The organism is Ferroacidibacillus organovorans (genome assembly GCF_001642725.1).
In the GTDB taxonomy this organism is placed as follows: Bacteria; Bacillota; Bacilli; order Alicyclobacillales; family SLC66; genus Ferroacidibacillus; species Ferroacidibacillus organovorans.
In genome coordinates, this window is the sequence record NZ_LSUQ01000001.1 from 24,459 (window position 1) to 46,885 (window position 22,427).

The 22,427-nt window shown below is 53.6% G+C and carries 23 protein-coding genes; 18 read left to right on the forward strand and 5 right to left on the reverse strand.

Annotated elements, in window-relative coordinates; translation table 11 throughout:
- Positions 1-18 precede the first annotated feature (18 nt).
- From AYW79_RS00120 to AYW79_RS00135, 6 genes are read left to right on the forward strand one after another with little or no spacing between them, the layout of a single operon-like run.
- The gene (locus AYW79_RS00120) at positions 19-3,036 is read left to right on the forward strand and encodes a cation-translocating P-type ATPase (RefSeq protein WP_067560406.1); all 3,018 of its coding nucleotides are present in this window, start codon (positions 19-21) and stop codon (positions 3,034-3,036) included.
- Entirely contained in the window at positions 2,988-3,203 is a 216-nt protein-coding gene (locus AYW79_RS15420; protein WP_079290854.1) for a hypothetical protein, read from the forward strand. The genes AYW79_RS00120 and AYW79_RS15420 overlap by 49 nt, the downstream gene beginning before the upstream one ends.
- A 27-nt stretch (positions 3,204-3,230) precedes the next feature.
- Positions 3,231-3,680 carry a hypothetical protein gene (locus AYW79_RS15970; RefSeq protein WP_231877806.1) on the forward strand — a complete coding sequence of 150 codons (450 nt, stop codon included), beginning with the start codon at positions 3,231-3,233 and terminating at the stop codon, positions 3,678-3,680.
- Positions 3,565-4,584, forward strand: a complete 1,020-nt coding sequence (gene cax, locus AYW79_RS00125; RefSeq protein ID WP_231877811.1) for a calcium/proton exchanger — start codon at positions 3,565-3,567, stop codon at positions 4,582-4,584. The genes AYW79_RS15970 and cax overlap by 116 nt, the downstream gene beginning before the upstream one ends.
- A gap of 33 nt (positions 4,585-4,617) precedes the next feature.
- Positions 4,618-5,304 (forward strand): TVP38/TMEM64 family protein, encoded by a 687-nt coding sequence (locus tag AYW79_RS00130; protein ID WP_067560407.1) that lies wholly within the window; start codon positions 4,618-4,620, stop codon positions 5,302-5,304.
- Entirely contained in the window at positions 5,301-5,957 is a 657-nt protein-coding gene (locus tag AYW79_RS00135; RefSeq protein ID WP_067560408.1) for a YjbE family putative metal transport protein, read from the forward strand. Before AYW79_RS00130 ends, AYW79_RS00135 begins: the two co-directional genes overlap by 4 nt.
- Here AYW79_RS00135 and AYW79_RS00140 read toward each other — a convergent pair.
- Genes AYW79_RS00140 through AYW79_RS00155 form a run of 4 tightly spaced genes read right to left on the reverse strand, consistent with a single transcriptional unit; the run spans position 5,921 to position 9,456 of the window.
- Entirely contained in the window at positions 5,921-6,520 is a 600-nt protein-coding gene (locus AYW79_RS00140) for an HD domain-containing protein (RefSeq protein ID WP_067560409.1), read from the reverse strand. The genes AYW79_RS00135 and AYW79_RS00140 overlap by 37 nt on opposite strands.
- Positions 6,517-7,212, reverse strand: a complete 696-nt coding sequence (tmk, locus tag AYW79_RS00145; RefSeq protein ID WP_067560410.1) for a dTMP kinase — start codon at positions 7,210-7,212, stop codon at positions 6,517-6,519. Before tmk ends, AYW79_RS00140 begins: the two co-directional genes overlap by 4 nt.
- A gap of 26 nt (positions 7,213-7,238) precedes the next feature.
- Positions 7,239-7,946: a dTMP kinase gene (locus tag AYW79_RS00150; RefSeq protein ID WP_067560411.1), complete on the reverse strand. Its 708-nt coding sequence runs from the start codon at positions 7,944-7,946 to the stop codon at positions 7,239-7,241.
- 4 nt (positions 7,947-7,950) lie between these two features.
- On the reverse strand, positions 7,951-9,456 hold the full coding sequence (locus tag AYW79_RS00155) for a Ppx/GppA phosphatase family protein (RefSeq protein WP_067560412.1): 1,506 nt from the start codon (positions 9,454-9,456) through the stop codon (positions 7,951-7,953).
- Positions 9,457-9,671: 215 nt separating this feature from the next.
- Between AYW79_RS00155 and AYW79_RS00160 the strand changes: the two genes are divergently transcribed.
- A complete protein-coding gene (locus AYW79_RS00160) occupies positions 9,672-10,019 on the forward strand; it encodes a hypothetical protein (protein WP_067560413.1) in 348 nt (115 codons plus the stop codon).
- Here AYW79_RS00160 and AYW79_RS00165 read toward each other — a convergent pair.
- Positions 10,002-11,312 (reverse strand): glycosyl hydrolase family 18 protein, encoded by a 1,311-nt coding sequence (locus tag AYW79_RS00165; RefSeq protein WP_067560414.1) that lies wholly within the window; start codon positions 11,310-11,312, stop codon positions 10,002-10,004. The two genes, AYW79_RS00160 and AYW79_RS00165, sit on opposite strands and share 18 nt — an antisense overlap.
- 176 nt (positions 11,313-11,488) lie before the next feature.
- Between AYW79_RS00165 and AYW79_RS00170 the strand changes: the two genes are divergently transcribed.
- From AYW79_RS00170 to AYW79_RS00220, 11 genes are all read left to right on the forward strand, one after another.
- Complete coding sequence (locus AYW79_RS00170; protein WP_067560415.1) at positions 11,489-11,788, forward strand: metal-sulfur cluster assembly factor; 300 nt, start codon at positions 11,489-11,491, stop codon at positions 11,786-11,788.
- 211 nt (positions 11,789-11,999) lie between these two features.
- Positions 12,000-12,788, forward strand: a complete 789-nt coding sequence (gene sufC, locus AYW79_RS00175; RefSeq protein ID WP_067560416.1) for a Fe-S cluster assembly ATPase SufC — start codon at positions 12,000-12,002, stop codon at positions 12,786-12,788.
- Positions 12,789-12,800: 12 nt separating this feature from the next.
- Positions 12,801-14,081: a Fe-S cluster assembly protein SufD gene (gene sufD / locus AYW79_RS00180; protein ID WP_067560417.1), complete on the forward strand. Its 1,281-nt coding sequence runs from the start codon at positions 12,801-12,803 to the stop codon at positions 14,079-14,081.
- Position 14,082: 1 nt separating this feature from the next.
- A complete protein-coding gene (locus AYW79_RS00185) occupies positions 14,083-15,309 on the forward strand; it encodes a cysteine desulfurase (protein ID WP_067560418.1) in 1,227 nt (408 codons plus the stop codon).
- Positions 15,296-15,721 (forward strand): Fe-S cluster assembly sulfur transfer protein SufU, encoded by a 426-nt coding sequence (sufU, locus tag AYW79_RS00190; protein WP_067560419.1) that lies wholly within the window; start codon positions 15,296-15,298, stop codon positions 15,719-15,721. The genes AYW79_RS00185 and sufU overlap by 14 nt, the downstream gene beginning before the upstream one ends.
- A gap of 72 nt (positions 15,722-15,793) precedes the next feature.
- A complete protein-coding gene (sufB, locus tag AYW79_RS00195; protein ID WP_067560420.1) occupies positions 15,794-17,191 on the forward strand; it encodes a Fe-S cluster assembly protein SufB in 1,398 nt (465 codons plus the stop codon).
- Positions 17,191-17,496, forward strand: coding sequence for a Rieske (2Fe-2S) protein (locus AYW79_RS00200; protein WP_067560421.1), 306 nt, complete (start codon positions 17,191-17,193; stop codon positions 17,494-17,496). Before sufB ends, AYW79_RS00200 begins: the two co-directional genes overlap by 1 nt.
- A gap of 74 nt (positions 17,497-17,570) precedes the next feature.
- Positions 17,571-18,071: an RrF2 family transcriptional regulator gene (locus AYW79_RS00205; protein ID WP_067560422.1), complete on the forward strand. Its 501-nt coding sequence runs from the start codon at positions 17,571-17,573 to the stop codon at positions 18,069-18,071.
- A gap of 458 nt (positions 18,072-18,529) precedes the next feature.
- Positions 18,530-19,498 (forward strand): ABC transporter ATP-binding protein, encoded by a 969-nt coding sequence (locus AYW79_RS00210; protein WP_067560423.1) that lies wholly within the window; start codon positions 18,530-18,532, stop codon positions 19,496-19,498.
- A gap of 123 nt (positions 19,499-19,621) precedes the next feature.
- Positions 19,622-20,611, forward strand: coding sequence for an ABC transporter ATP-binding protein (locus AYW79_RS00215; RefSeq protein ID WP_067560507.1), 990 nt, complete (start codon positions 19,622-19,624; stop codon positions 20,609-20,611).
- Between the two features lie 57 nt (positions 20,612-20,668).
- On the forward strand, positions 20,669-22,402 hold the full coding sequence (locus AYW79_RS00220; RefSeq protein ID WP_067560424.1) for an ABC transporter substrate-binding protein: 1,734 nt from the start codon (positions 20,669-20,671) through the stop codon (positions 22,400-22,402).
- The last annotated feature ends 25 nt before the right edge of the window (positions 22,403-22,427 follow it).

The window sequence follows — 22,427 nt, forward strand, 5'->3', positions numbered from 1 at the left end:
GGAAGAGGGCATTTGCACTTGTCTGAAACAGCAACCGTCATCCACGAATTGCCAGGACGCATTCGGGTGCGCGTCAAATGGATTCACGTTCGGCAAAATGAGCAGGCGACCGTATTGCGTGCGCTGCGCGAATTGCCAGGCATGGTGCGCTTGGAATTAAACACGTTGACAGGAAACCTGTTGATCTTGTTTCAGCAAGGGGAAAATCGTCAAGATCACGTTGTGAAGTCGATACTGTCAACCATCGAAGACACCTTGCGCACAACAGAAAATTCGCACGCCGACACTTCGAAAGAAATGTCTGGCGGGACGGTGACCTTACCCTTTAAATATGCGCAAACGGCTGCTGCACATCTGAGCGTGGACAGGGGTTGCGCAGAGCGAGGATGTGGACTGTCTACTCAAGAGGCGAAAGAGCGTTTGCGCCAGTATGGGGAAAATCGCTTGCCACTTTTGCGTGATACACCGTGGTGGAAGCATGTCCTAAAGCAAGGTCAGGATGGCATGACGCTTTTGCTGCTCGGGTTGGCGGGTCTATCCTTTGTCTCAAAGCGTACCGCAGAGGGTAGCGCCCTTCTCATTGTCATCATGGTCAACAGCGTCGTCACAGTCCTTCAGCAACATCGTTCAGGGCGCGACAAGCGAACGCTTGCCGCAATGACAGACGGAGATGCAATCGTGTTTCGCGATGGACGACGCGAGCATCTTGCTAAAGAACTGCTCGTACCAGGGGATCTCGTTTGGCTGGAAGAAGGGATACAGGTGCCTGCGGATGGCGAACTGATCGAATCGCATCACCTCGCGTGTGATGAATCCCTTTTAACAGGGGAGCCCCTTGCGATCGAAAAAAATGCTGCCGCGCTCAGTGCTAAAACGACGGTGCGTGAACAAAATCCTGACGGCGTGACGTCTGCGTCAGGCGTTGTGATGGGCAGCTTTGTCGTGCGCGGAAACGGTGTCATGCTCGTCACACAGACTGGTTCTGAGACGGTCATGGGAAAGATTGCAAAAGGACTTGTAGAGCCAACGCTGGTTGAAACGCCGCTTCAGCGCAGTGTGTCCCGGTTTTCGCGCGCGGTGGTCACTACGATAGGGCTTTCCACTGCGCTTTTGATTCTCGTTGGGATCTTGCGCAAAGAGCGTGTGGGACCACTGCTCCTCTCAGCGCTAAGCATCGGGGCGTCCGCGATTCCGGAGGGTCTTCCTGTGTTGATTGGCATCGCCTTGACGGCGGGCGTTCGCCGCATGCAGGCGCGCAAGGCGCTTGTACAAAAGCCGTCGGCGCTCGAAACACTCGGGCGCAGCACGGTGATCTGCTCTGACAAAACGGGAACACTAACCAAAAATGAGATGACCGTGCGCGTGCTGTTTGACGGCACGCATGTCAGGGTGCTTCCTGATTTGGATGTTCTGTCGACAAGCGATATGGATCAACCGCTTCGCGCGTCAGGCCACGTGGTCAATCTGCTCACAAAGGCGGTTTTATGCAGTAACGCAGAGTGGGTGGAGGCCGAGCGCGATGGAAAGACAGAGTGGACACTGCGCGGCGATGCCACCGAAGGGGCGCTTCTTGCGGCCGCCTGCAGAGCGGGAATCGCTCTGCGGGAAATTCGCGCAAAGTATGCGCGCCTAGATGAGCGCCCCTTTGAGTCGGAGCGCCAGCGTATGAGTGTCATCTGCCAAGGCTTCTCAGGTAGTGAACTGATCGTAAAGGGAGCGATCGAACCCATATTTGCGCGTTGTGCGTTCTATCAGTCAGAAGACGGGCTCTGTGAATTGGATGACGCGAATCGCGCGCGCATTCTTGCCATCGCGAACGATTTTTCTCGGGAGGCATACCGAGTGATCTGCCTTGCGTATCGCCCGCTCCCGCACGACGTTCCGGCGCGCGCGGTGGATGAGAACGAAGAGAATCTCATCTTTCTCGGGCTCGTAGGCATGGAAGATCCGCCGCGTGAACATGTAGAACAAGGCATCCGCGCATGTCGCGATGCAGGGATTCGCGTCTTAATGATGACCGGGGATCACCCGGAAACGGCGCGCGCGACCGCGCGCAAAATCGGACTTTCGACGTCACAAGCGGAGCGTGTGCTTGTGGGGAGTGAACTCACGGAATACTCGGATGAGGCGTTGCAGCGCGTGTGCCTTGATGTATCGATTTTTGCGCGCGTCACACCACAAGATAAACTGCGCATCGTCGCGGCGCTCAAAGCGACCGGCCATGTCGTCGTGATGACCGGGGATGGGGTCAATGACGCGCTGGCGATTCGTCACGCAGACGTCGGTATTGCCATGGGACAGAGTGGGACGGCGCTTGCGCGCGAGGCGAGTTCGATCACCTTGGTCGACGACGATTTTAACGCGATCATTCGCGCGGTCGATGAGGGACGGGGGATTCTCGGTAATATCCGCCGGGCGCTTGGATACCTGCTCTCTGGAAATCTGGGAGAAATCTTGTTCAGTCTACTCTCCGTTCTCTTCGGGTTACCGCTTCCCTTTGTTCCGATTCAGATTTTGCTGATCAATCTGCTGACCGACGCGGCGCCGACACTCACGCTGCTTGTGCGCCCCAAACGACACGCGGGCATGTTGCGCGTTCGCGAGGCGGATTTGAATGACCGCAACTTTCTCACGCAACTCGTTGTACGCGCACTCTCAATCGGTTTCTCAACGTTTTTGCTCTATCGCTCGCTGCTACTGCGTGTCGCACCGCGCATTGCGCAATCGGCTTCGCTCACTACGCTGGTGCTTGTCCAGTGGTTTCAAGTCGAAAGTTGGCACCACGACGGCGCCGCACCGCAGCGCATCCTTCCACGTCAACGATCCATGCAAGGTGTTCTTGCTGTCAGCTTTGCCGCGCTCATCGGAGCGCTTTATATTCCGCCGCTTGCAGCGCTTACCGGGCTTCAGCCGCTTTCGCTCGGCATCTTCTTTGCGGCTGTTACAACAGCGTACGCCGCCCAACTACTTCATGGAGGGATCATGCAATGCCTGAGACACTTGAAAATAAGCTCCACGCCATCTCTGCAGCACTAAAGGATGCGATTGAAACGAGCGTTGATGCGTTTCAAAGCGGTGTCGATAAAAAGGAAATAGGTCAGTTGTGGAGTGGCATGCTCAGTCAGTTCATGGAGGATATGCGCAATAAAAGTCGGAGTACCGGGGAAAACTTGCTGGCATGGGTTCGCATGCCGCGCATCTAGCGGATTGCCTCTGAAAGGTTGAGAGAAATGAACAGACTGCTGTGGGTGGGGCTTTTAAGTTTGGTGATCGCCTCGCGAGCAAAGGACGAGCGCAATTTTCGTTCGCAGGTGGTGCGCACCGTCGTGAATGGCATGCGCGCTGCAGATCTCGCCAAAGTGTCTGTCGCACGCTTTAAAGAGGTGGGCGAAGACCTATTAGCGGACGTTCGCTATCAGTATGAACAGCGCACGCGAAAAGCGGCTGATTCTTTACAAGAGTTGCCAAGCCCATCTGACTTTCGTATGATGGACGCGACAATCGAGAGACAGGAGAGCCGCCGACATGCGAATACGAATGTGGATGCCAGCGACTGGAATTCTGTTGCTCTCCCTCGCGTCTTGGTACGCGAGTGTAAAGGCGTGGAGTCCGCCACTGACGTTTCTACTTTGCGCGCTTACGATCATCGCACTCGCGCGACGCATCGGGTCATCCACTGAGCATCTCGCGCGGCACCTTGGCTCGACGCTTGGAGCGTTGCTGTCCGCCACATTTGGAAACAGCGTTGAACTGATTCTGTCTATCGCGGCGCTGCGTGCAGGACTCTATCGCGTCGTTCAGGCGAGCATCGTGGGCAGTGTCCTCGCTAATCTTCTGCTGACACTCGGTGTCTGCATGATGATCGGCGGCGTCACACAGAAGGTGCAGGTGTTCAGCCGCGCTCGCGCAGGGTTGAACAGTGTGATGCTTTTTATTGCCGTATTCGGTCTCTCCATGACGAGTCTATACCAATATTCAGGTACGCACGCAGGCCACGCCAAAGCGCTTGGCGTCAGCATTTCCATCGTGTTTTTACTGATCTATGCGCTCGGATTTGTGTTTTCCTTCTTCACACATCGGAGTTTCCTGGTGCCCGCCGAGTCACTCGGTGGGCAAGAGCGTCAACCGGGGTCACTCTTTCCACACATGGTTGAATTGATTGTCGCTACGATCCTAGTTTCGATTGTCAGTGAGGGGATTGTCGGTTCAATCGTACCGCTCTCCGCGCGGTTTGGGATCTCGGAGCCGTTTGTTGGCATGATCCTCTTACCACTGATCGGAATCGCACCTGAATTTTTCTCCGCAATATTACTTGCACGGCGTGGGAATTTGGATGGAAGCATGGAGATTGGACTCGGATCAAGTTTGCAAATCGCGCTCTTTGTGGCACCCGCACTCGTGCTTACGGATACGGCGATGCGCGGGAAATTTACACTTGTTTTTACGCCTGTGGAGGTACTCGTACTCTTTTTGTCGACCCTTTTGGTGAGTCTTGTCTCACTTGACGGGGAGACCCACTGGTACGAGGGAATGATGGTGACGGCCGCTTACGTCATGCTGGGATTGCTCTTTTTCTTTCAGTGAAATGGACAGCGTGGATCAACAGGGGGTGTGGGTGTGTACAAAAAAATCACTCGCCACACGGTGTGGATGCTACTATTTGCCCCGCTCGCGCTTCTTCTCATGATTCTTTTTTATCGCTCTGGAAGCTGGACAATCCTTCCTACATACCTGGAAAAATTGGGACATGCCGGAATCGTTTTAAGCTACCTGTTGGTGGTGCTTCAGACGGTGGTCCCGTTTGTCCCCTTTGCCATTCTAGCGGGTATGAATGCGACTGCGCACGGATTCTTCACAGGCTATCTGGCGACACTTTTCGGGAGTTTCACAGGCGCACTCCTTCTTTATGGCTTGAGCAAAAGTGTGCTGAGACCGCTTTTCAGCCGCTATTTAAGACGTTTTTTTGCGCGCCACCAAAAATTGCAAACTGCCGTATCCCGGATCGAACAGGCAACGCCGTGGTCCACCTTTTTTACCGTTTTGGGTTTGCGCTTACAGTTCTGGCTTCCGGCATCGCTCATCGATGTTTCTGCAGGGATTTCTTCCGTGTCCTTTGTACCCTTTCTTTTTGGTACACTCATCGGACAGGCGATCATGGTTCTACTCGAGAGTTATGTGGGGCATCGCGTGCTACATTTCCAAGCTCACATGGCTGAACTCGCAGGAATCTGCGTGATAGGGGGGGCCATTTTGGCGACAAATTTCATTTTGGCAAAACGGAGAAGGCGAAAGCTGAACTCATGATGCACGCGCTGTATTCCTTTTTTGCCATCCTTCTCACCGATTTGGTTCTTTCGGGAGACAATGCGTTTGTGATCGCGATGGCGACACTCCATCTCGCCCCAAGCGCGCGAAAGCGCGCGATGCTTTACGGTGCGGCAGTCACGATTTTGCTCAGGGTGTTACTCACGCTCGTCCTCGGACGCGCGCTCACGTGGCCGTACTTACAGACGATTGGTGGCTTGCTTTTGCTCTACGTCGCCTATTCCGTCTTGTTTCATAAGGATTTAAAAGTAGCGTCTGACGAGCAAACAAAGCGCGGCGTTCTGTCAACGGTCGCAACCATTCTAATCGCCGATCTCACAATGAGTGCAGATAATGTGGTGGCGGTGGCGGGAATTGCGCAGGGCAATGCAGTGATGACGGCGCTCGGTCTTTTAGTGAGTATTTCTCTTTTGATGTTTGCCAGTTCTTTGATTGCCAGGCTGATGGCGCGTTTGGCGATTCTGCGATGGATTGGGGCAGGCGTTCTCGCGTGCACGGCGGGCGTGATGTTTCACAGTGATCCAGGGATCGCTCACTTTTTTGGGGCGCGGTCGATCTACGCGCCGATTTTCGGATTTGTACTTGGATCTGTACTCTATGTCGCGTCGCGCAAATGCAACGTCAGCTTTTGAGCAAACGCGATCTGCCAAAAATCCGCTTTCTTTTTTAACAGATGATCTACATCGTCAGGTGAGAGTCCGCTCACAACGAGTGTGACCTCGCGGGAGGTGCGCTTGATCTCGTGAAGGACGGCCGTCCCGAGATGTGATCTGTCGAGACCGTCGGCGACGCGCAGGCATGCGCAACAGGCGAGCAGGTCGCGCGCTCTGCCAATTTTGTCGATCCAAGAAGGTTTAACGCTGCGCCTGTGATAGAAACACAATGTTGCGACATCCTCTTTGAGTGTCGCATCCCACGTGGCCGTCTCGCGCGCGTGTCGGACGATGTAGCGGGAGTGCTTGTGATGGTTTCGCGAATTTATGGAATGCCCCACATCATGGAGATAGCCAGCCAATTCGAGTGTTAATTGGGCGGCTTGCTGCGCCGCTTCGCCACGCATGCCGAGATAGAGCGTTTGCGCGAACGAGGCGACGCGCATGCAGTGCGCGCGATCGGTTTGAAAATGGTTCATCGCGCGCAGCGCGTCATGTTTGTATTTTGCGAGTGACAGAGCGACCGAAGTGGGATCTTTCATTTGCGAATCAGGCGTGAGACGTGCGTGCGCAGGGTCTCCTGCACCTCTTCAATCGCGCGTGTGCCGTCAAGTGTAACAAAATGATAGTCTTCTGCCAGTTCTTCAAACTGCTGTGCGCAAAGAGACTGATAGCGATGAAAGCTTTCAAACATGTCCGTCGACAAAGAGAGGTCCATGCCAGATTCCCAGTAATCGAGAACGCCGCGTTTTTGAAAATGGCGATGCAGCAACACTTCGGGTGTCATATGCAAATAAAACGTGAGATCCGGAATGCGCGCAAAGCCAAACAGCTCTTCTAGCCAGTCAGGATCGGCGCCACGCACGGCGTCGCGAACCATCAGCGTAAATATGTAACGATCCGCAAGCACGATAAATCCTGCCCGAAGCGCCGGAATGATCTTGTTTTCCAATTGATCTGCAAAATCGGTCGCGTAAAGCAGGCTGAGTGTCGTCTTGCCAAGGACATTGCCCTCTTTTGCTTGATCGATAACACCGCTGACGAGGGTGGAACGCTTGATCCCTGTGTCCATGACCGCGTGTCCTTCATACTCGAGCCACTGTTTTAATAAAAATGCCTGGGTCGATCGCCCTGAACAGTCGGCGCCTTCGATCACAATCAGCTTTCCGGCGTACGTCTCATCCTTCAGATAGGGGAGACCTGCGCCGTAGTAGGTTTTCTTCGACTCATCCATCACCGTAGCGCTCCTCTCGTCTTTGCTTATCGCGTGGTTAAATGATAGGGAAGTTCATAATCCGTCAGATGCTTCTCGACGATCTCGCGCACGATGCGCTGTTGTTCTTCAATCGGTTTTGTCGCGTCGACGACCGTAAAATGCTCCTCATCGATCATCGCGTCATAGTGATCCTTGATTTTTCCCTGAAACAACTTGAAGCTCTCGATGGGGTCGGTCGAGAGACCGAGATCGAGACCCGCCTCATGGTATTTTAACTGTGGACGCCCACTCAAGATGCGATCGAGCGAAACGGCGAGCGGTGTCTGGAAATAAAAGCTGACCGTTGGTTTGACCGCGAATCCATACATGTTCTTTACCCAGTCCGGGTCACACCCGCGCGCCATGTCACGCGCATACGCGGTGTATACATAGCGGTCAGCAAGGACGATGTAACCTGCGCGCAAATAGGGTAGCATCATCTTTTCATAACGGTCGGCAAAATCGCACGCGTGAATCAGACTGAACGTCGTTGGCGTCAACAAATTCTTTTTCTTCGCCTTTTTATTCGCCGATTTGATGAGTTCACTGGAATTCCACTCTGTAAAAAAGACAGGGTATCCGCGGTCTTCGAGCCAACGTTTCAACAAGTAAATTTGCGTGCTTTTTCCTGAGCCGTCGTTTCCTTCTACAATAAAAAGTCTCCCCGGATAATGCATGCTGCGGCCGAGTCCACGTGCTTTTTTTAGTCGCATATCGTTACGGTGCTCCTTTTTCTGATGAGATGGAAAGCGGGAATCCAAACGCTTTGCGAAAGAGTGGAAGCAAATCATTTGCCGCCTGATACTCAAGATCGCCTTCGTCCGCGTGCACGTAAAGGACAGCCTGTTTCTTTTCGGTCTTCAGTCGAACCGCCGAAACGCGCTTTTCGTGGCGGCGATCAAGCGCTTCGGCAAGGCGGACAATCACGCCGATTTTTGTGATTTCTGTAAGATCGTCTTCACTGAGCAAAGTGCGAAACGGCGCACACTGCTTCCGTGTCCTGTTGCGTCCCTTGTAGGAGGCGGCTGCCGCGACCATCAACAGTTCGCGATGCGTAAGTCCATAAAGGGTGCCGTTTAAGATCAAATAAAAGGTGTGGCGGTCAAAATCATAATAGTGAATGTGAATCCCGACACGATGGAGCATAGCGGCCGCATAGAGCAGGTGGAGCCGCGCAGGATCAAGATCACCTCGCTCGCAAAGCGGCGTTGCAATGGCGAGTGCCAAGTGTGTCACGGTTTTTGCGTGATCGATTGGAACGCGACAGCGTTCGAGCAGATTGTGGACGCTTGTCTCAAGAACGCCTTCGGTAAGCAGACCGTTGTCAGTGCCTAAGACGCGTGTAAAAAATGTCCCGTCGCGCAGCCCGCGGCCGCTGATGCGCAGCACGGAGGACGCGGTATAGCGCATGAGGCTGAGGAGAATCATACCGCCGGGAACGATCAGATCGGCGCGGTCTTTAGAGAGTCCCTCCACCTTTTTGCGCCGGGCGAGCGGTATGTCACCCAGGTAGGCAACCGTTTCCTCGACATCTGTTTGCTGCATGAAATAATTATGCGTAAGCGCGAGGGGGTAGCCGCTGAGTCCTTGGTGGACGCGCGCAATCGTGCGGATGGTGCCGCCGATCCCGATCAGTTCCATGTTCTTCGCCTGCGTGAGTAGTTCCACCTGCGGGAAAAGGGTTTGGATGCGCTGCATCATTTGCTCGCGAGACAGTTGACCTAGATCGCGATTCGCGGTGACTGCGCCAATGGGAAAGGAGTGTGACGCGATAGCCGCTCCGCTCCTGACAAGGGTGACTTCGGTGCTGCCGCCGCCAATGTCGACGAGCAGCGCATCACAAAGCTTCATGGTGTTGGCCACCGCGCTAAAACCGAGCGCGGCTTCTTCGACGCCAGGGATGACTTCGACGTGAATCCCGGTCTCGCGCTCAATGCGCTCGACGATCTCTGCGCGGTTCTTGGCTGCACGTAAAGCGGCGGTTCCCACGGCTTCGATGCGTGTGGCGTGGTGGGCGCGGCAAAGTCCGATGAAACCTTGTAGTTTCTCGATCAGGTCGCGAATGGCATCCTCTGCGATCGCTCCATCACGCTTGATCTGTTGGCTGAGTCGCGGAGATGCCTTCTGTTCATCAAGCACGTAATAGGCGCCACTTTGCAAGGAAGCAATGATCGAGAGACGCATGGAGTTTGAACCGATATCAATGATCCCGGTAACGTTCACAGATGCACTCCTTGCATAGAGAGATTTCAAAGGGATTTCACGGATCAACCCGTGCGTGCGCGCGAGGCGCACATGGCGGTTCGTGTAACGCAGAGCGTTCGTGTAACGCAGAGCGTTCGTGTAACGCAGAGCGTTCGTGTAACGCAGAGCGTTCGTGTAACGCAGAGCGTTCGTGACACGCGGCACACGTTTTCTGTAGTATAGAGTTTGTCCTCGTGAAGAGCAAAACGGGTGACGATTGGGAAAGAAAAAAAGCAGGTGAGATTGTGACGAAACGGTTTACCATCGATGATGTTGCGGGGATGTTTCAGGTGCGCAAAGAAGACGTGCGGGTGGCACTCGTTCGTCTCCAAGAAATGCGTTCGCTGTCCGCTGAAACCTTTTTTTATGCGGGAGAGGCTGCGCGGATTGCGCCGTCTGATCTTGATCGCATTCGGCGAGAACTCGGTGCATTAAAAGAGGCGCCCATAAAAGACGAAACCGCGTCCCAGCGGGGGACGCGGCGTATCATTCGAAAAACCGTGCGGCTTGCCGCAGAGGAAGATTCACCCCCCGACGCCTGAGAGAATTGCGGAGACGTCGCTCGCATTGCCGAGCCCCAATTGCCAGATTGCGACACCGCCGTATCCGGCAGCGGTTGTCATGGCGGCGCGTTCGCGCAGAGAGCTTGTCGTCTCAAGCCACATCCACTGGGTTTGCGCGCCGACGTGAAACGTGTCGACGGTAAGCCCTGATGTCGGGTCATTTCGCAGCGATGCGGGGTGACTGTTTTTTATGCTCGCTTCCTGCGACAGGGAGAGCGCTGTGGAAGAAAAATTGCCAGGACTGCCAGACCACAGCCTCGTATAAAACGGGATGCCCGCGAGAATCTTTGCCTTTGGCACACCCCCTTGTGCGGTTTTTTGAAGTTCTTGCATCATCCAGGGGATGCCTGCCACTGGTCCTGAAAATGGGTCACCCGCGTAGTATTGATCGTAGGTCATCACGACCAAGTTGTCGGCGATGGCGGCGAGGGCTGGACGGTTGTAGACGAGGCCCCAGTTCGGGTCGCTTGAAGGAACGGACACGTCAACACTGATCGTTTTTCCCATGGCGTGAAGGAGTGTCGCCAGATTTTTTGTCAATTGGGTGAGGCGTGGCGAATCAGATGGAATCATATCCTCAAAGTCGAGGTTGATGCCATCCACGTGGTCTCGGGCGACGTCAGCGAGGATGGTCGAGAGGAAATTCGCCTGTGCGGTCGGACTCTCAAGAAGTGCTGTGGTACGCGCCGGATTGAAACCTGAATCGACAATTGGCCATACCTGTTCTCCGTGCGCGTGCGCAATCTGCACCGCTTGGGCCGAGAGTTGGTCAGAGACTGTGCCGTTTTGTGAAGTTACATTATAAACCATCGGCGCATAGACGGAGATCGGATAACCGGCGCTTCCGGTGTCTGTCAGTGCATACGGATCGTCGAAACCGAGCACAATTTCTCCATTGATTTTATTCACAGGCTGTATGATTCCGGTTTTGACGGTAAATAAACGGGCGTCAGAAAGCGGAGCCGTGACCGTCTGACCCGCGTTTTGAAACGAAAAGGTTTGCGCGGTCGTCGCTGTGACACTCACGAGCGTATTGGTTTGTATGGCCGGCGCGTTTTGTAAACGACTCGTGATGAGCGCGTATGTAACGTTTGGCGGCGCATCTGGCGCGACGGTTGCTTTTTGCATCTGGCGGGCTGTCGTGTCAATCGTGCGCGTGGGAAGCGCACGGGCGCTTTCAATGAATGAATACGCGCGTGTAGAGGTAGAGACGGCGAGCAGCAGAGTAAGGGTGATCACACCCGATAGGCGATAGATGAGCTTATCGTTCATAGTGTCTCCCTTTTTCGTCTATGAAGGAATGCGCATAATCTCGCAGAAATCCTTTCGTTGCTAGTGTACGAGCCAATGGAAGACGTGCCAACACGCAAGATCTGGAAACGGTGCGCTAGACATGGCGGATCGCGAGCGTGTACGATAGACGCATGGCGATAAAGGGGTGATGATCGATGGTGACCGAAGAAGCGATCTATGAGCAATTAAAAGATGTGCTCGACCCGGAGATCCAGATCGATGTGGTCAATCTGGGCATGATCTATGGCGTAAAGATTGAAGAAGAGAAGGTCACAGTAAGAATGACCCTGACGACGATGGGGTGTCCTGCAATGGAAGAACTGCAGGGGGATGTCGTGCGTAAAGTAAAGGAGCTCGGTGTTCCTGAAGTTGAGATCGATTTGACGTTTGATCCACCGTGGAACAAGGACATGATGTCGGATGAAGCGAAAACGGTGATGCGGTACCTTTTCTAGACGCACCGCTCAAAAGCCCTGCCACACGGATTGCGTGGCAGGGCTTTTTGACAATTTCTAGACATTCGATGCAGGTGTGCGTTTGCCAGCTTTCAGAGGAGACTGTGATCTTGCAATTTTGTGTGGGTGTGATAGCATAAACATGACTAAATTAGTCGACTTTAAACAAGATATCGCGTCGCAATGGTTGCGTGTACAGGGGGATGGTTACATGGCTTCAGTGCCTGAGTTGAAAATTAATGAATTGCGCGCCTCAGTAGAGGGCAAAGAGATTTTGAAAGGGGTCAATCTCACGGTGCGCGGTGGCGAAGTCCACGCGATCATGGGCCCAAACGGTACGGGAAAAAGTACGCTTGCTTCTTCTTTGATGGGGCATCCAAAATACGAAGTGACGAGCGGCACGGTCTCATTAGATGGCGAAGATCTGCTTGAGATGAGCGTTGATGAGCGCGCGCGAAATGGCCTGTTTCTCGCGATGCAGTATCCCAGCGAGATTGCGGGTGTGAGCAACGCAAACTTTATGCGCATGGCGCTAAATGCCAAACGTGGAGAGGGTAACGAGATACCCGTTCTCAAGTTTCATCGCGAACTGCAAAATAAAATGAAATCGCTCAGCATCGATACAGCATTTGCCGAACGCTATCTCAATGAAGGTTTCTCAGGCGGCGAGAAAAAGCGCAATGAGATTCTTCAGATGTCCGTTCTTGAACCGCGGATCGCGATTCTTGACGAGATCGACTCAGGGCTTGACATCGATGCACTGCGCATCGTCGCAGACGGTGTAAACGCCTTGCGCGGACCTGCATTTGGCCTTTTGATCATCACGCACTACCAACGTCTTTTACAGTACATCGTGCCGGATCACGTGCATGTCATGATGCAGGGGCGCATTGTTCGCTCCGGAACGCGCGAACTTGCGGAAGAACTCGAGGCGCGCGGCTACGACTGGCTTAAAGATGAACTGGGCATCGAAGATGAGACCGAATCGGTGAATGTGTAAGGGGTGAGCGAGATGAAGGATACGTTATCGCAGAGCGCACGCGCAGAGGCGATTTTTCAGACGGCGCGGGATGCGTCTGAGTCGGAAGGAATCGCTCGCTTTCGCGCAAACGCTTTTGCGCAGTACGAGACGCTCCCGGTACCAACGTTTGAGCGAAGCAATTTGGTACACCGTTCACTTAGCGCATTTCGCGTCGAGTCAGCGCCTGCGCCAGGTGCGTGGGAAGCGCTCGTCGCAGAGATGATCGGCGCGGGTGACGAACACCCACTGATCGTGTTGGTGGATGGGCATGTCGCAAAAACGCGCGGCCTCACGTCCTCTGGTGTGATTGTGACCGATTTGAAGACGGCGCTTATGGAGCATACGGCGCTTGTCGAGCGGTATCTCGGAACGGTCGTTTCCATGGATGAGAATCAGTTGATCGCATTGAACACAGCGCTTTTTCGAAACGGCGCGTTCGTTTATCTCCCGAGAAACGCAGTGCTAGCTCAACCGATTCAGTTGATCGCGGTGACGACGCAAGGGGGATACGGCACCTTTCCTCGAAACTTGATCATTGCGGAAGAGCAGAGTCAGGTGACGTTTCTAGACGCATATCTGACGGAGGCGGACATTTCAGAAGACCTTCACGTCGGTGTCACTGAAGTGGTGGCAAAACAAGGCGCCTCGGTGCGCGTGGGTACGATTCACGAGTTTTCAAAGGATACAACAGGGATCGTGTTGCGGCGCGCGAGTGTTGCGCGAAGCGCAAATGTCCAGTGGGTGCTCGGCGAGATTGGCGACGGGTACTCAGTCGTCGAATTTGGTTCGCGCCTGGTTGGTGAAGGAAGTTCGAGCACGAGCCACGCGATTGCGCTTGGCAGCGGTCGCTCACACATGGACATCACATCGAAAATGGTGCATATCGGGAAGTTTAGTGAGAGCGATACGACAGCGCGCGGTGTGATGCAAGATCAGGCGAATGCGGTATATCGGGGCGTTACACAAATTCTCAAAGGGGCGAGCGGAGCAAACGGACAGCAGGCAGAAAAACTGTTGATGCTTTCGCCAGAGAGCCGAGCGGACGCGATTCCTATGCTCCTGATTGACGAGAACGATGTGAAGTGTGGGCATGCCGCGTCCGTCGGGCAAATCAATGAAGATCAACTGTTCTACTTGATGTCGCGCGGACTGAGTGAAGCGACCGCCAAGCGCATGATTGTGTGGGGGTTTATTGATCCGGTTCTTGCCGAACTTCCGCTGGACGGTGTGCGGCGCGCGGTCGAATCTGTCCTGGAGAGGAAGCTTGTCTGAGATGGATCTTTCGATGATTCGCAAGGATTTTCCAATCTTGAAGGAGTCCATCAACGGGAAACCGCTGGTGTATCTGGACAGCGCGGCGACTTCACAAAAACCGCGTCAGGTGATCGACGCGATGAAAACGTATTACGAGACAAGCAACGCGAATGTGCACCGCGGCGTGCATACGCTTGGCTCGCGCGCAACGGATGCGTATGAGGCCGCGCGCAGCAATGTGGCAAAGTTTATAAATGCGAAGCGCGACGAGCAGATCGTGTTTACGCGCGGCACGACGGAGAGCCTGAACATGGTGGCGCACGGTTACGCTAGACCGCGCCTGAAGCCGGGTGACGAGATTATCATCACGCCGATGGAACATCACAGCAACTTGATCCCTTGGCAACAGGTGGCCAAGGCGACCGGGGCGACGCTCACGTATCTTCCGCTTCAGACGGATGGCACGATTGAACTTGGCGATGTGGAAAAGGCGATCACGGCGCGCACAAAGATCGTCGCGATGGTGCACGTGTCAAACGTGCTTGGCACGATCAATCCGATCGGAGAGATCGCAAAAATTGCCCATCGCCACGGCGCGATTCTCGTCGTGGACGGCGCACAAAGCGTACCGCACATGCCGGTCGACGTACAGGCGCTCGACTGTGATTTTCTCGCGTTTTCAGGTCACAAGATGATGGGGCCGACAGGAATTGGCGTGCTCTATGGAAAACGCGAAGTGTTAGAGCAGATGGAGCCGATTCACTTTGGCGGTGAAATGATTGAGGTCGTCGAATTGTACGAGTCGACCTTTAAGGAAGTGCCCTATCGCTTTGAAGGGGGGACGCCGATCATCGCGGGTGCGGTGGGGCTCTCTGCGGCGATTGATTATTTGAAGGAGATCGGGCTTTCGGCCATCCATGAGCGGGATGTCGCGCTCACGTCGTATGCATACGATCGGTTACGGGAGATGGAAGAGATCGAGGTGTATGGCCCGGCGGGTGAGCGGGGGGCGCTCGTCACGTTCAATCTGCGGGGTGTGCATCCGCACGATCTTTCGACGGCGCTTGACGCGGAGGGCGTCGCGATCCGCGCTGGTCACCACTGTGCGCAACCACTCATGCGCTGGCTCAAACAGTCGGCGACAGCGAGGGTAAGCTTTTACGTGTATAACACAGAGCAGGATATCGACGTATTGATGAGCGCCCTAACGATGGCAAAGGAGTTTTTCAGTCATGCAATTGGATGAACTGTATCGGCAGGTCATCATGGACCACTACATGCATCCGCGCAATAAGGGTTCGATGGAAGGTGACGTCATCTCGATCGATCTAAAAAATCCAACCTGTGGCGACGAGATTACGCTTCAGCTTCAAGTGAAGGATGGCGTCGTTGAAGACGTGCGTTTCTCGGGTACGGGGTGCTCGATCAGCATGGCGTCCGCATCGATGATGACAGAGGCTGTCAAAGGTAAATCGCTTCCTGAGGCACTCGCCCTTTCAACTGAGTTTCGCAAGTTAATGAAGGGCCAGGAAGTTGACGAGGATTTGCTCGGCGATTTGGAATCCCTCGGCGGCGTCTCTAAGTTTCCGGCGCGCATCAAATGTGCCACGCTTTCCTGGAATGCGCTTGAGCGCAGTGCGTCCTCTCTCGCAGAATAAGCGAAAATCCGAATACGTGACGAACTAACTGATGAAGTGCAAGTAAGGAGTTTCACACTAGGAGGGGTTACGATGAGTCAGAAGGTGCCGGAGCTCTCTGAGTACCAATACGGTTTTATCGATAAGGATGTTTCGGTCGTCCGTTTTAACAAGGGGCTTAGCAAGAAAGTGGTCGAAGAAATTTCGTCGATGAAGAACGAACCGGGGTGGATGACCGATTTTCGGTTGCGTTCTCTTGAGATTTTTAACAATAAGCCGATGCCCAACTGGGGTGGAGATCTCGGGTCGCTTGATTTTGACGAGATCACGTACTATGTGAAGCCGTCCGAACGTCAAGGAAAAACGTGGGAGGAAGTCCCTGAAGAGATCAAGAACACGTTTGATCGCTTGGGAATTCCTGAGGCGGAGCGCAAGTTTTTAGCGGGCGTCTCAGCGCAGTACGAGTCAGAAGTTGTGTATCACTCGATGCAAAAGGAACTCTCTGATCTGGGAGTCATTTTCACGGATACCGACTCGGCGCTGCGCGATCATCCGGAAATTTTCAAATCCTACTTCGGCACGATCATCCCACCGGAGGATAACAAGTTTGCGGCGCTCAACTCGGCGGTCTGGAGTGGTGGTAGTTTCATCTATATTCCAAAAGGTGTGCGCTGTGAGGTTCCACTTCAAGCGTATTTCCGCATCAACTCCGAGAATATGGGACAGTTTGAGCGGACGTTGATCATTGCGGATGACGACAGTTTTGTGCACTACGTCGAGGGGTGCACCGCGCCGATTTACAGCACGAACTCGTTGCATAGCGCAGTCGTTGAAATTATTGTGAAAGATCGCGCGCGGGCGCGCTACACGACGATTCAAAACTGGGCGCCGAACATCTACAATCTCGTCACGAAGCGGGCGGTCGCGTATGAAGACGCGACGATGGAGTGGATTGACGGAAATATCGGATCGAAACTGACGATGAAGTACCCGGCAATCTACATGCTCGGGCCGCGCGCCAAAGGGACGGTGCTCTCGATTGCGGTGGCAGGCGCCGGGCAGCATCAGGATGCAGGGGCGAAGGTTGTTCACGCCGCGCCTGACTGCACGTCGACAATCATCTCAAAATCGATCAGCAAGCACGGTGGAAAGACAACGTACCGCGGTTTGGCACACTTTTCTCCGGATGCTGACCGATCCAAATCAAATATTAAGTGTGATACGCTGATTCTTGACAAGGAGTCGACGTCTGACACGATTCCATACAACGAGATTTTGAATGAGTCAGTAACGCTTGAACATGAAGCAACCGTCTCCCGTGTCAGTGAGGAACAACTCTTTTATTTGAGAAGTCGGGGAATTCCAGAAGAAGAGGCAACGCGGATGATCGTCATGGGCTTTATTGAACCGTTTACGAAGGAACTGCCGATGGAGTACGCGGTGGAGATGAATCGTCTCATTAAATTTGAGATGGAAGGTTCGATCGGTTAATGCGTACAGTGACAGTCAAACCGCTTGAAGAGCTTGAGGTAGGAACGTTCTGCAAAGTGACGGTGGATCAAAAGGATATCCTTTTGGTGCGTCTTGAGGATGGCGTATTCGCAACGAGTGACGTGTGCACACATGCGCTTGTCAATTTGAGTGGCGGATGGCTTGAGGGAAACGTCATCTGTTGCCCAAAACACGGAGGGAAGTTCGATGCAAGGACGGGAAAGGCGCTCGCTTTCCCTGCAATTACGGGACTCAAGACGTATCGGACATCCGTCGTGGACGGACAGATTGTGCTTGAGGTTTAATGGGTTGTCCGTTTTTTGATTGACGACATCTCTGGTCATGCAGAAACACACCCATGGAGCGAGGAGTGAACGGTGTGAAAGTGTCCATGAGAACAGAATACGGATTGCGCGCGATCGTGACACTTTGCGATATGTCGGACCGTTCGGGGCGCGCTGTGCCGCTTCGCGAGATTGCATCGTTTGAAGAGATTCCCGAGGCGTTTCTTGATCAGATATTCGGAACGCTTCGTAAGGAAGGCATCGTTCAAAGCGTGCGTGGTGCGTCAGGCGGTTATCGATTGGCAAAGCCGGCAGAGGAGATCTCGATGGGGCAGCTCATCCAAATTCTTGAAGGCAACCTTGCCCCTATGGCGTGTGTGGGAGATGTCGATGCAGTCGCAGAAGAGTTCTGCGTGAAAGCGTCGCGCTGCCATACGCGAAGCGTGTGGCTTCGTCTCTACGAGTCGATTTCTATGGCGTTAAACAAGATCTCACTTGCTGAAATCGTGCGGCTTGAGTCGGTTCCGGCCGAGTATTCAAATCGGATGAGTGTCGAAAGCCCCGCCGCCACAGACGCGTTATCGGCGTCGCATTGATTCACGTATCCCAAACTCGCCAATGTTCCCTCGTAGTACAGTTCACACGCGCGCGCTGATACACACTGGGACACCTGTGCAGATCTGTATAAACCGCCCTAAAGGGCGGTTTATTATACGATTGTGTGTGCGTGTATTACGGACACATGGATAACCCTCGTATACAGTTACAATCTTTTTACATATATTTTTCATTCGCTTTAAGTCAAGGGTGTGTTAGCGTAATATTCAAGAAGCGACATGATATTCACGGTCATTCGTACATTTAGCGCTGTTTTTCACGAAGGCATTGACTTTTTGAGGCAAGTCTCCTATATGTATCTTGTAGTGTTTGTTAAGTCTTTGTGTCTTTGGTGTGGAGAATTTGTAAGGATATTGGCCGAATTTTCCAAGTGTTCCTTGCTCGCCTCTCTGCCAGTATGTATGCACCATAAATGTCAAATTGCAGGGGGTGCCCCGTGTCGACGCCATTGCTTGAAGTTCGCAATCTGAAAACACATTTTATCAGTCGAACGAGTCGCGTCCGAGCGGTCGACGGTGTCGACTTTTCGGTCGAGCGAGGCAAGGTCTTGGGAATTGTTGGAGAGTCAGGCAGCGGTAAAAGCATGACTTCCTTATCGATCATGCGCCTCGTGCCTGGACCTCAAGGGCAAATTGTCGACGGAGAAATTCTCTTAGACGGGAAAAACCTTTTAAAACTCACTGAACGGGAAATGACGAATATTCGCGGCAATCAAATCGGAATGATCTTCCAAGAACCGATGACAGCACTCAACCCCGTGTTAAAAATCGGCGAACAAATTGGAGAGGTCTTGACGCGGCATCGCGGGATGAATAAAGCCGAAGCGAAAAAGCATGCGGTGGAGCTTTTGAAAAATGTCGGATTCCCGCGCGCCGAACAGATTGTCAATGAGTATCCTCACCAGTTATCGGGCGGAATGAGACAACGCGCGATGATCGCGATGGCGATGGCGTGCCAGCCGACGCTGTTGATCGCCGACGAACCGACGACAGCGCTTGATGTGACGATTCAGGCGCAGGTGCTCGACCTGATGCGCGAACTTAAAAATCGCACAGGCACGGCAATTATCTTGATTACGCACGATCTCGGCGTCATCGCTGAGATGGCGGACGATATGGTTGTGATGTATGGCGGTCAGGTTGTGGAGTCGGGATCTGCGGATTCTGTGTTTGAAGAGCCACTGCACCCCTATACGCGCGCGCTGCTTGAGTCAATCCCTGTAATTGACGAAGAGCGGGAGCGGTTGACGGCGATTCCGGGAACCGTGCCGAGTGCGGCGAACTTCCCCGAGGGCTGTCGCTTCGCAGATCGCTGTTCGCTCGTAGAGTCGTCGTGTCGCGAGAAGATGCCAGAGCTGCGCGAGTTGCGCAAAGGGCACAGCGTGCGTTGCACGCTCGCGGTATAGCGCGGCCTGTGGTGGTGCGCGAGTGAGACGATTGTGTGGAAAGCCATGTCGCCTTGCGATACGCGCATAGCGGCAGGAAATTAGGGGAGAGGGGGAATCCGTGTGAGTGTTGCAGAACGGCAGATGGACGCGAACCACACACCTCAGAGCGACATTCTTTTAGAACTCACAGGTGTGAAAAAGTATTTTCCGATTACGGGTGGCGTGCTGCGCCGAACGATTGGCGCGGTCAAAGCGGTTGACGATATTTCATTTACGCTGCGCAAGGGTGAAACGTTGGGTCTTGTCGGTGAGTCTGGTTGCGGCAAATCAACGACAGGCCGTGTGATCATGAAGATCTTGGATCCTACGGCGGGTACCATTCGTTTTGACGGCCGCGATATCACGAAATTGTCTGGGCGCGCTTTGCGCGAAATGCGCCAGGATTTCCAGATGGTGTTTCAGGATCCTTATTCATCACTCAATCCGCGGATGAGCGTCGGCGCGCTGGTTGCTGAACCGCTGATTGTCAACAAGAAGGGGACGCGCGAACAGATTCGCGATGAAGTGGAGCGATTGCTTCAAGTTGTCGGACTTTCTCCGGAGGCGCGATTGCGTTTTCCTCACGAATTTTCTGGTGGTCAACGGCAACGGATTGCGATCGCGAGAGCGCTCGCCCTGAAGCCCAAGTTGATTGTCGCTGATGAAGCTGTTTCTGCACTTGACGTTTCGATTCAAGCGCAGATCTTAAACCTGTTGGCTGACCTCCGCAAGGAGTTTGGACTCTCTTATGTGTTTATCTCTCACAACCTCGCTGTCGTGAAACACGTCAGCGATCGCGTGGGGGTGATGTACCTCGGACGGATGGTGGAACTCGCTGACAAGGCGAAACTCTACAGTCAACCGCTCCACCCGTACACGCAGGCGCTGCTCTCTGCGGCGCCCGAACCGAAGCGAAACGTAACCCGTGATCGCATCGTGCTCGCAGGAGATGTTCCGAGTCCTGCCAATCCACCCTCGGGTTGCGCGTTTCACACGCGCTGTCCCAAGGTGATGGATGTGTGCAAGAGTCAGCGACCTGAGCTTACCGCATACGGAGATGGCCAGCTTGTGGCGTGCCACCTCTACGCGTAAGACGCAGGGCAAAATGCTTCACGCCGCAGAGGCGCATATGAAAAGGGGGTAACACAAATGAATAAACGCACAGCCATGTTTTCGGCTGCAGCAGTTGTAACACTTTCCGGACTCTTGGCAGGGCTCGCAGGTACCGGCGCATTCGCCGCGACAAAACCTGTCGCAAAACACGCAGCGAAGCATGCAGCAATCCCGAACGGCGGAACGCTCGTGCAGACCGTGCCTTCTTCGTTTGGCGTAAACTTTATCCCACTTTTGGACTCTTCCGCGTATAACCAGAATGTGACAGGACTCATGTTCGATCCGATCTTGACGATCAATGCGAACAACCAATTGATCGGCGATATTGTGCAAAAATGGTGGTTCTCGAAGAACTTAAAGACCACGTACTTTAAGATTAATCCTAACGCCAAATGGTCAAACGGAATCCACGTCACATCAAAAGACGTCGAACTTGGCGTTGACTGGCTCGCCTCGCAGTCTTACAACAATAAAGACAACGGCGCTTATAACTACATCGTGAGCAGCATCGTTGGCGCACAAAAACCGCTGCCTGACGGCACGACGCCTAGTGGATTCAAGATCATCAGTCCGACGGAGTTTTCAATCACACAAACGACGGTCGATCCGACAAACTTGGGCTCCAATCTCCAATTCATCACACCACTCCCGACATTTATTCTCGGCAAGATACCGATGTCGAAATGGTCGACGTCTGCATTCAACAAGCAGCCGACGATTGGCGATGGACCGTTTACGATCACGCAGATCGTGCCAAACCAATCGGTGACGATGAAGGCCAACCCTTACTACGTGTTTGGCAAACCGCATATCGCCTTCAACATTTGGAAAGTCGTTTCTCCTGACGTTGTGAGCGGCGACCTCGTATCTGGTCAAGTATCGATTGCAGCAGTCCATGCAACAGACTTTAATAAATTGAAGAATGCACCTGGGCTCGCGACGAACGTGACGCCGCAAAACAGCTATGACTTCCTTGGCTGGCGCTTGAACAACGCGGTGTATGGAAAAGAGTTCAGCAATGTGAAATTCCGTCAGGCTGTCGAGTATGCGCTGAACCGTCCGGCACTCGTTCAGGCGCTCGACAAGGGTTACGCTACCGTTGTCAACGGTCCTTTCCCATCCGCGAACAGCTATGCGGATAAAGCACTCGCAAACTCCTATAAGTACAACCCAACGCTTGCAAACAAACTCCTGAATGAGGCAGGCTTCAAGATCGGCAAGAACGGTTGGAGAACGACCCCGGGCGGCCGCCCATTTACGCCGACGCTGACGTACGCGTCTGGAGATTCGTTGCTTCAAACGCAGGCAGAGTTCATGAAGCAATTCATGAATGCGGTGCACATCAACCTGAAGCTGAATGCGCCGATCTCCTTTGAGCAACAGCTTAACGAATTGAATAACGATACAAATGGCAAGCAGCCGATTCAAGGCTTCCTTGAAGCCTGGAACTTGGGAAGCGGTCCCCAAGATCCGCGTGGTTTGTGGCTCTCAAACGCCACGTTTAACACGACGACCCAAGACTGGACACAGCCGGTGAGCGTGCTAAAACAAAACGACAAGCTTCTCGCAGAGCAGGCGAGTGCCGCCGCGTACAATCCGGCGTATCGCCAACGCGTGCTCAACCAATGGCAACAGCTTTGGAACACGCAGTTGCCGACAAATAACACGATCTCTGACGACCTGCTGACAGTGTATAGCAACAAATTGCACGGCGTTGTCTTCTCGCCATACGGCACACTCTTCATCTACAAGTGGTATCTGACGAAGTAAACACCTAGAGAATCCACGATGAAAG

Excerpts from the sequence above, each read along its gene's own strand:
- sufD (WP_067560417.1), top strand. The coding sequence starts at position 12,801 with ATGAAGGATACGTTATCGCAGAGCGCACGCGCAGAGGCGATTTTTCAG.
- AYW79_RS00150 (WP_067560411.1), bottom strand. The coding sequence starts at position 7,946 with ATGCGACTAAAAAAAGCACGTGGACTCGGCCGCAGCATGCATTATCCG.
- AYW79_RS00140 (WP_067560409.1), bottom strand. The coding sequence starts at position 6,520 with ATGAAAGATCCCACTTCGGTCGCTCTGTCACTCGCAAAATACAAACAT.
- AYW79_RS00170 (WP_067560415.1), top strand. The coding sequence starts at position 11,489 with ATGGTGACCGAAGAAGCGATCTATGAGCAATTAAAAGATGTGCTCGAC.
- AYW79_RS00165 (WP_067560414.1), bottom strand. The coding sequence starts at position 11,312 with ATGAACGATAAGCTCATCTATCGCCTATCGGGTGTGATCACCCTTACT.
- sufC (WP_067560416.1), top strand. The coding sequence starts at position 12,000 with ATGGCTTCAGTGCCTGAGTTGAAAATTAATGAATTGCGCGCCTCAGTA.
- AYW79_RS15420 (WP_079290854.1), top strand. The coding sequence starts at position 2,988 with ATGCCTGAGACACTTGAAAATAAGCTCCACGCCATCTCTGCAGCACTA.
- sufU (WP_067560419.1), top strand. The coding sequence starts at position 15,296 with ATGCAATTGGATGAACTGTATCGGCAGGTCATCATGGACCACTACATG.
- tmk (WP_067560410.1), bottom strand. The coding sequence starts at position 7,212 with ATGGATGAGTCGAAGAAAACCTACTACGGCGCAGGTCTCCCCTATCTG.
- AYW79_RS00215 (WP_067560507.1), top strand. The coding sequence starts at position 19,622 with ATGGACGCGAACCACACACCTCAGAGCGACATTCTTTTAGAACTCACA.
- AYW79_RS15970 (WP_231877806.1), top strand. The coding sequence starts at position 3,231 with ATGAACAGACTGCTGTGGGTGGGGCTTTTAAGTTTGGTGATCGCCTCG.
- AYW79_RS00200 (WP_067560421.1), top strand. The coding sequence starts at position 17,191 with ATGCGTACAGTGACAGTCAAACCGCTTGAAGAGCTTGAGGTAGGAACG.
- AYW79_RS00185 (WP_067560418.1), top strand. The coding sequence starts at position 14,083 with ATGGATCTTTCGATGATTCGCAAGGATTTTCCAATCTTGAAGGAGTCC.
- sufB (WP_067560420.1), top strand. The coding sequence starts at position 15,794 with ATGAGTCAGAAGGTGCCGGAGCTCTCTGAGTACCAATACGGTTTTATC.
- AYW79_RS00220 (WP_067560424.1), top strand. The coding sequence starts at position 20,669 with ATGAATAAACGCACAGCCATGTTTTCGGCTGCAGCAGTTGTAACACTT.
- AYW79_RS00135 (WP_067560408.1), top strand. The coding sequence starts at position 5,301 with ATGATGCACGCGCTGTATTCCTTTTTTGCCATCCTTCTCACCGATTTG.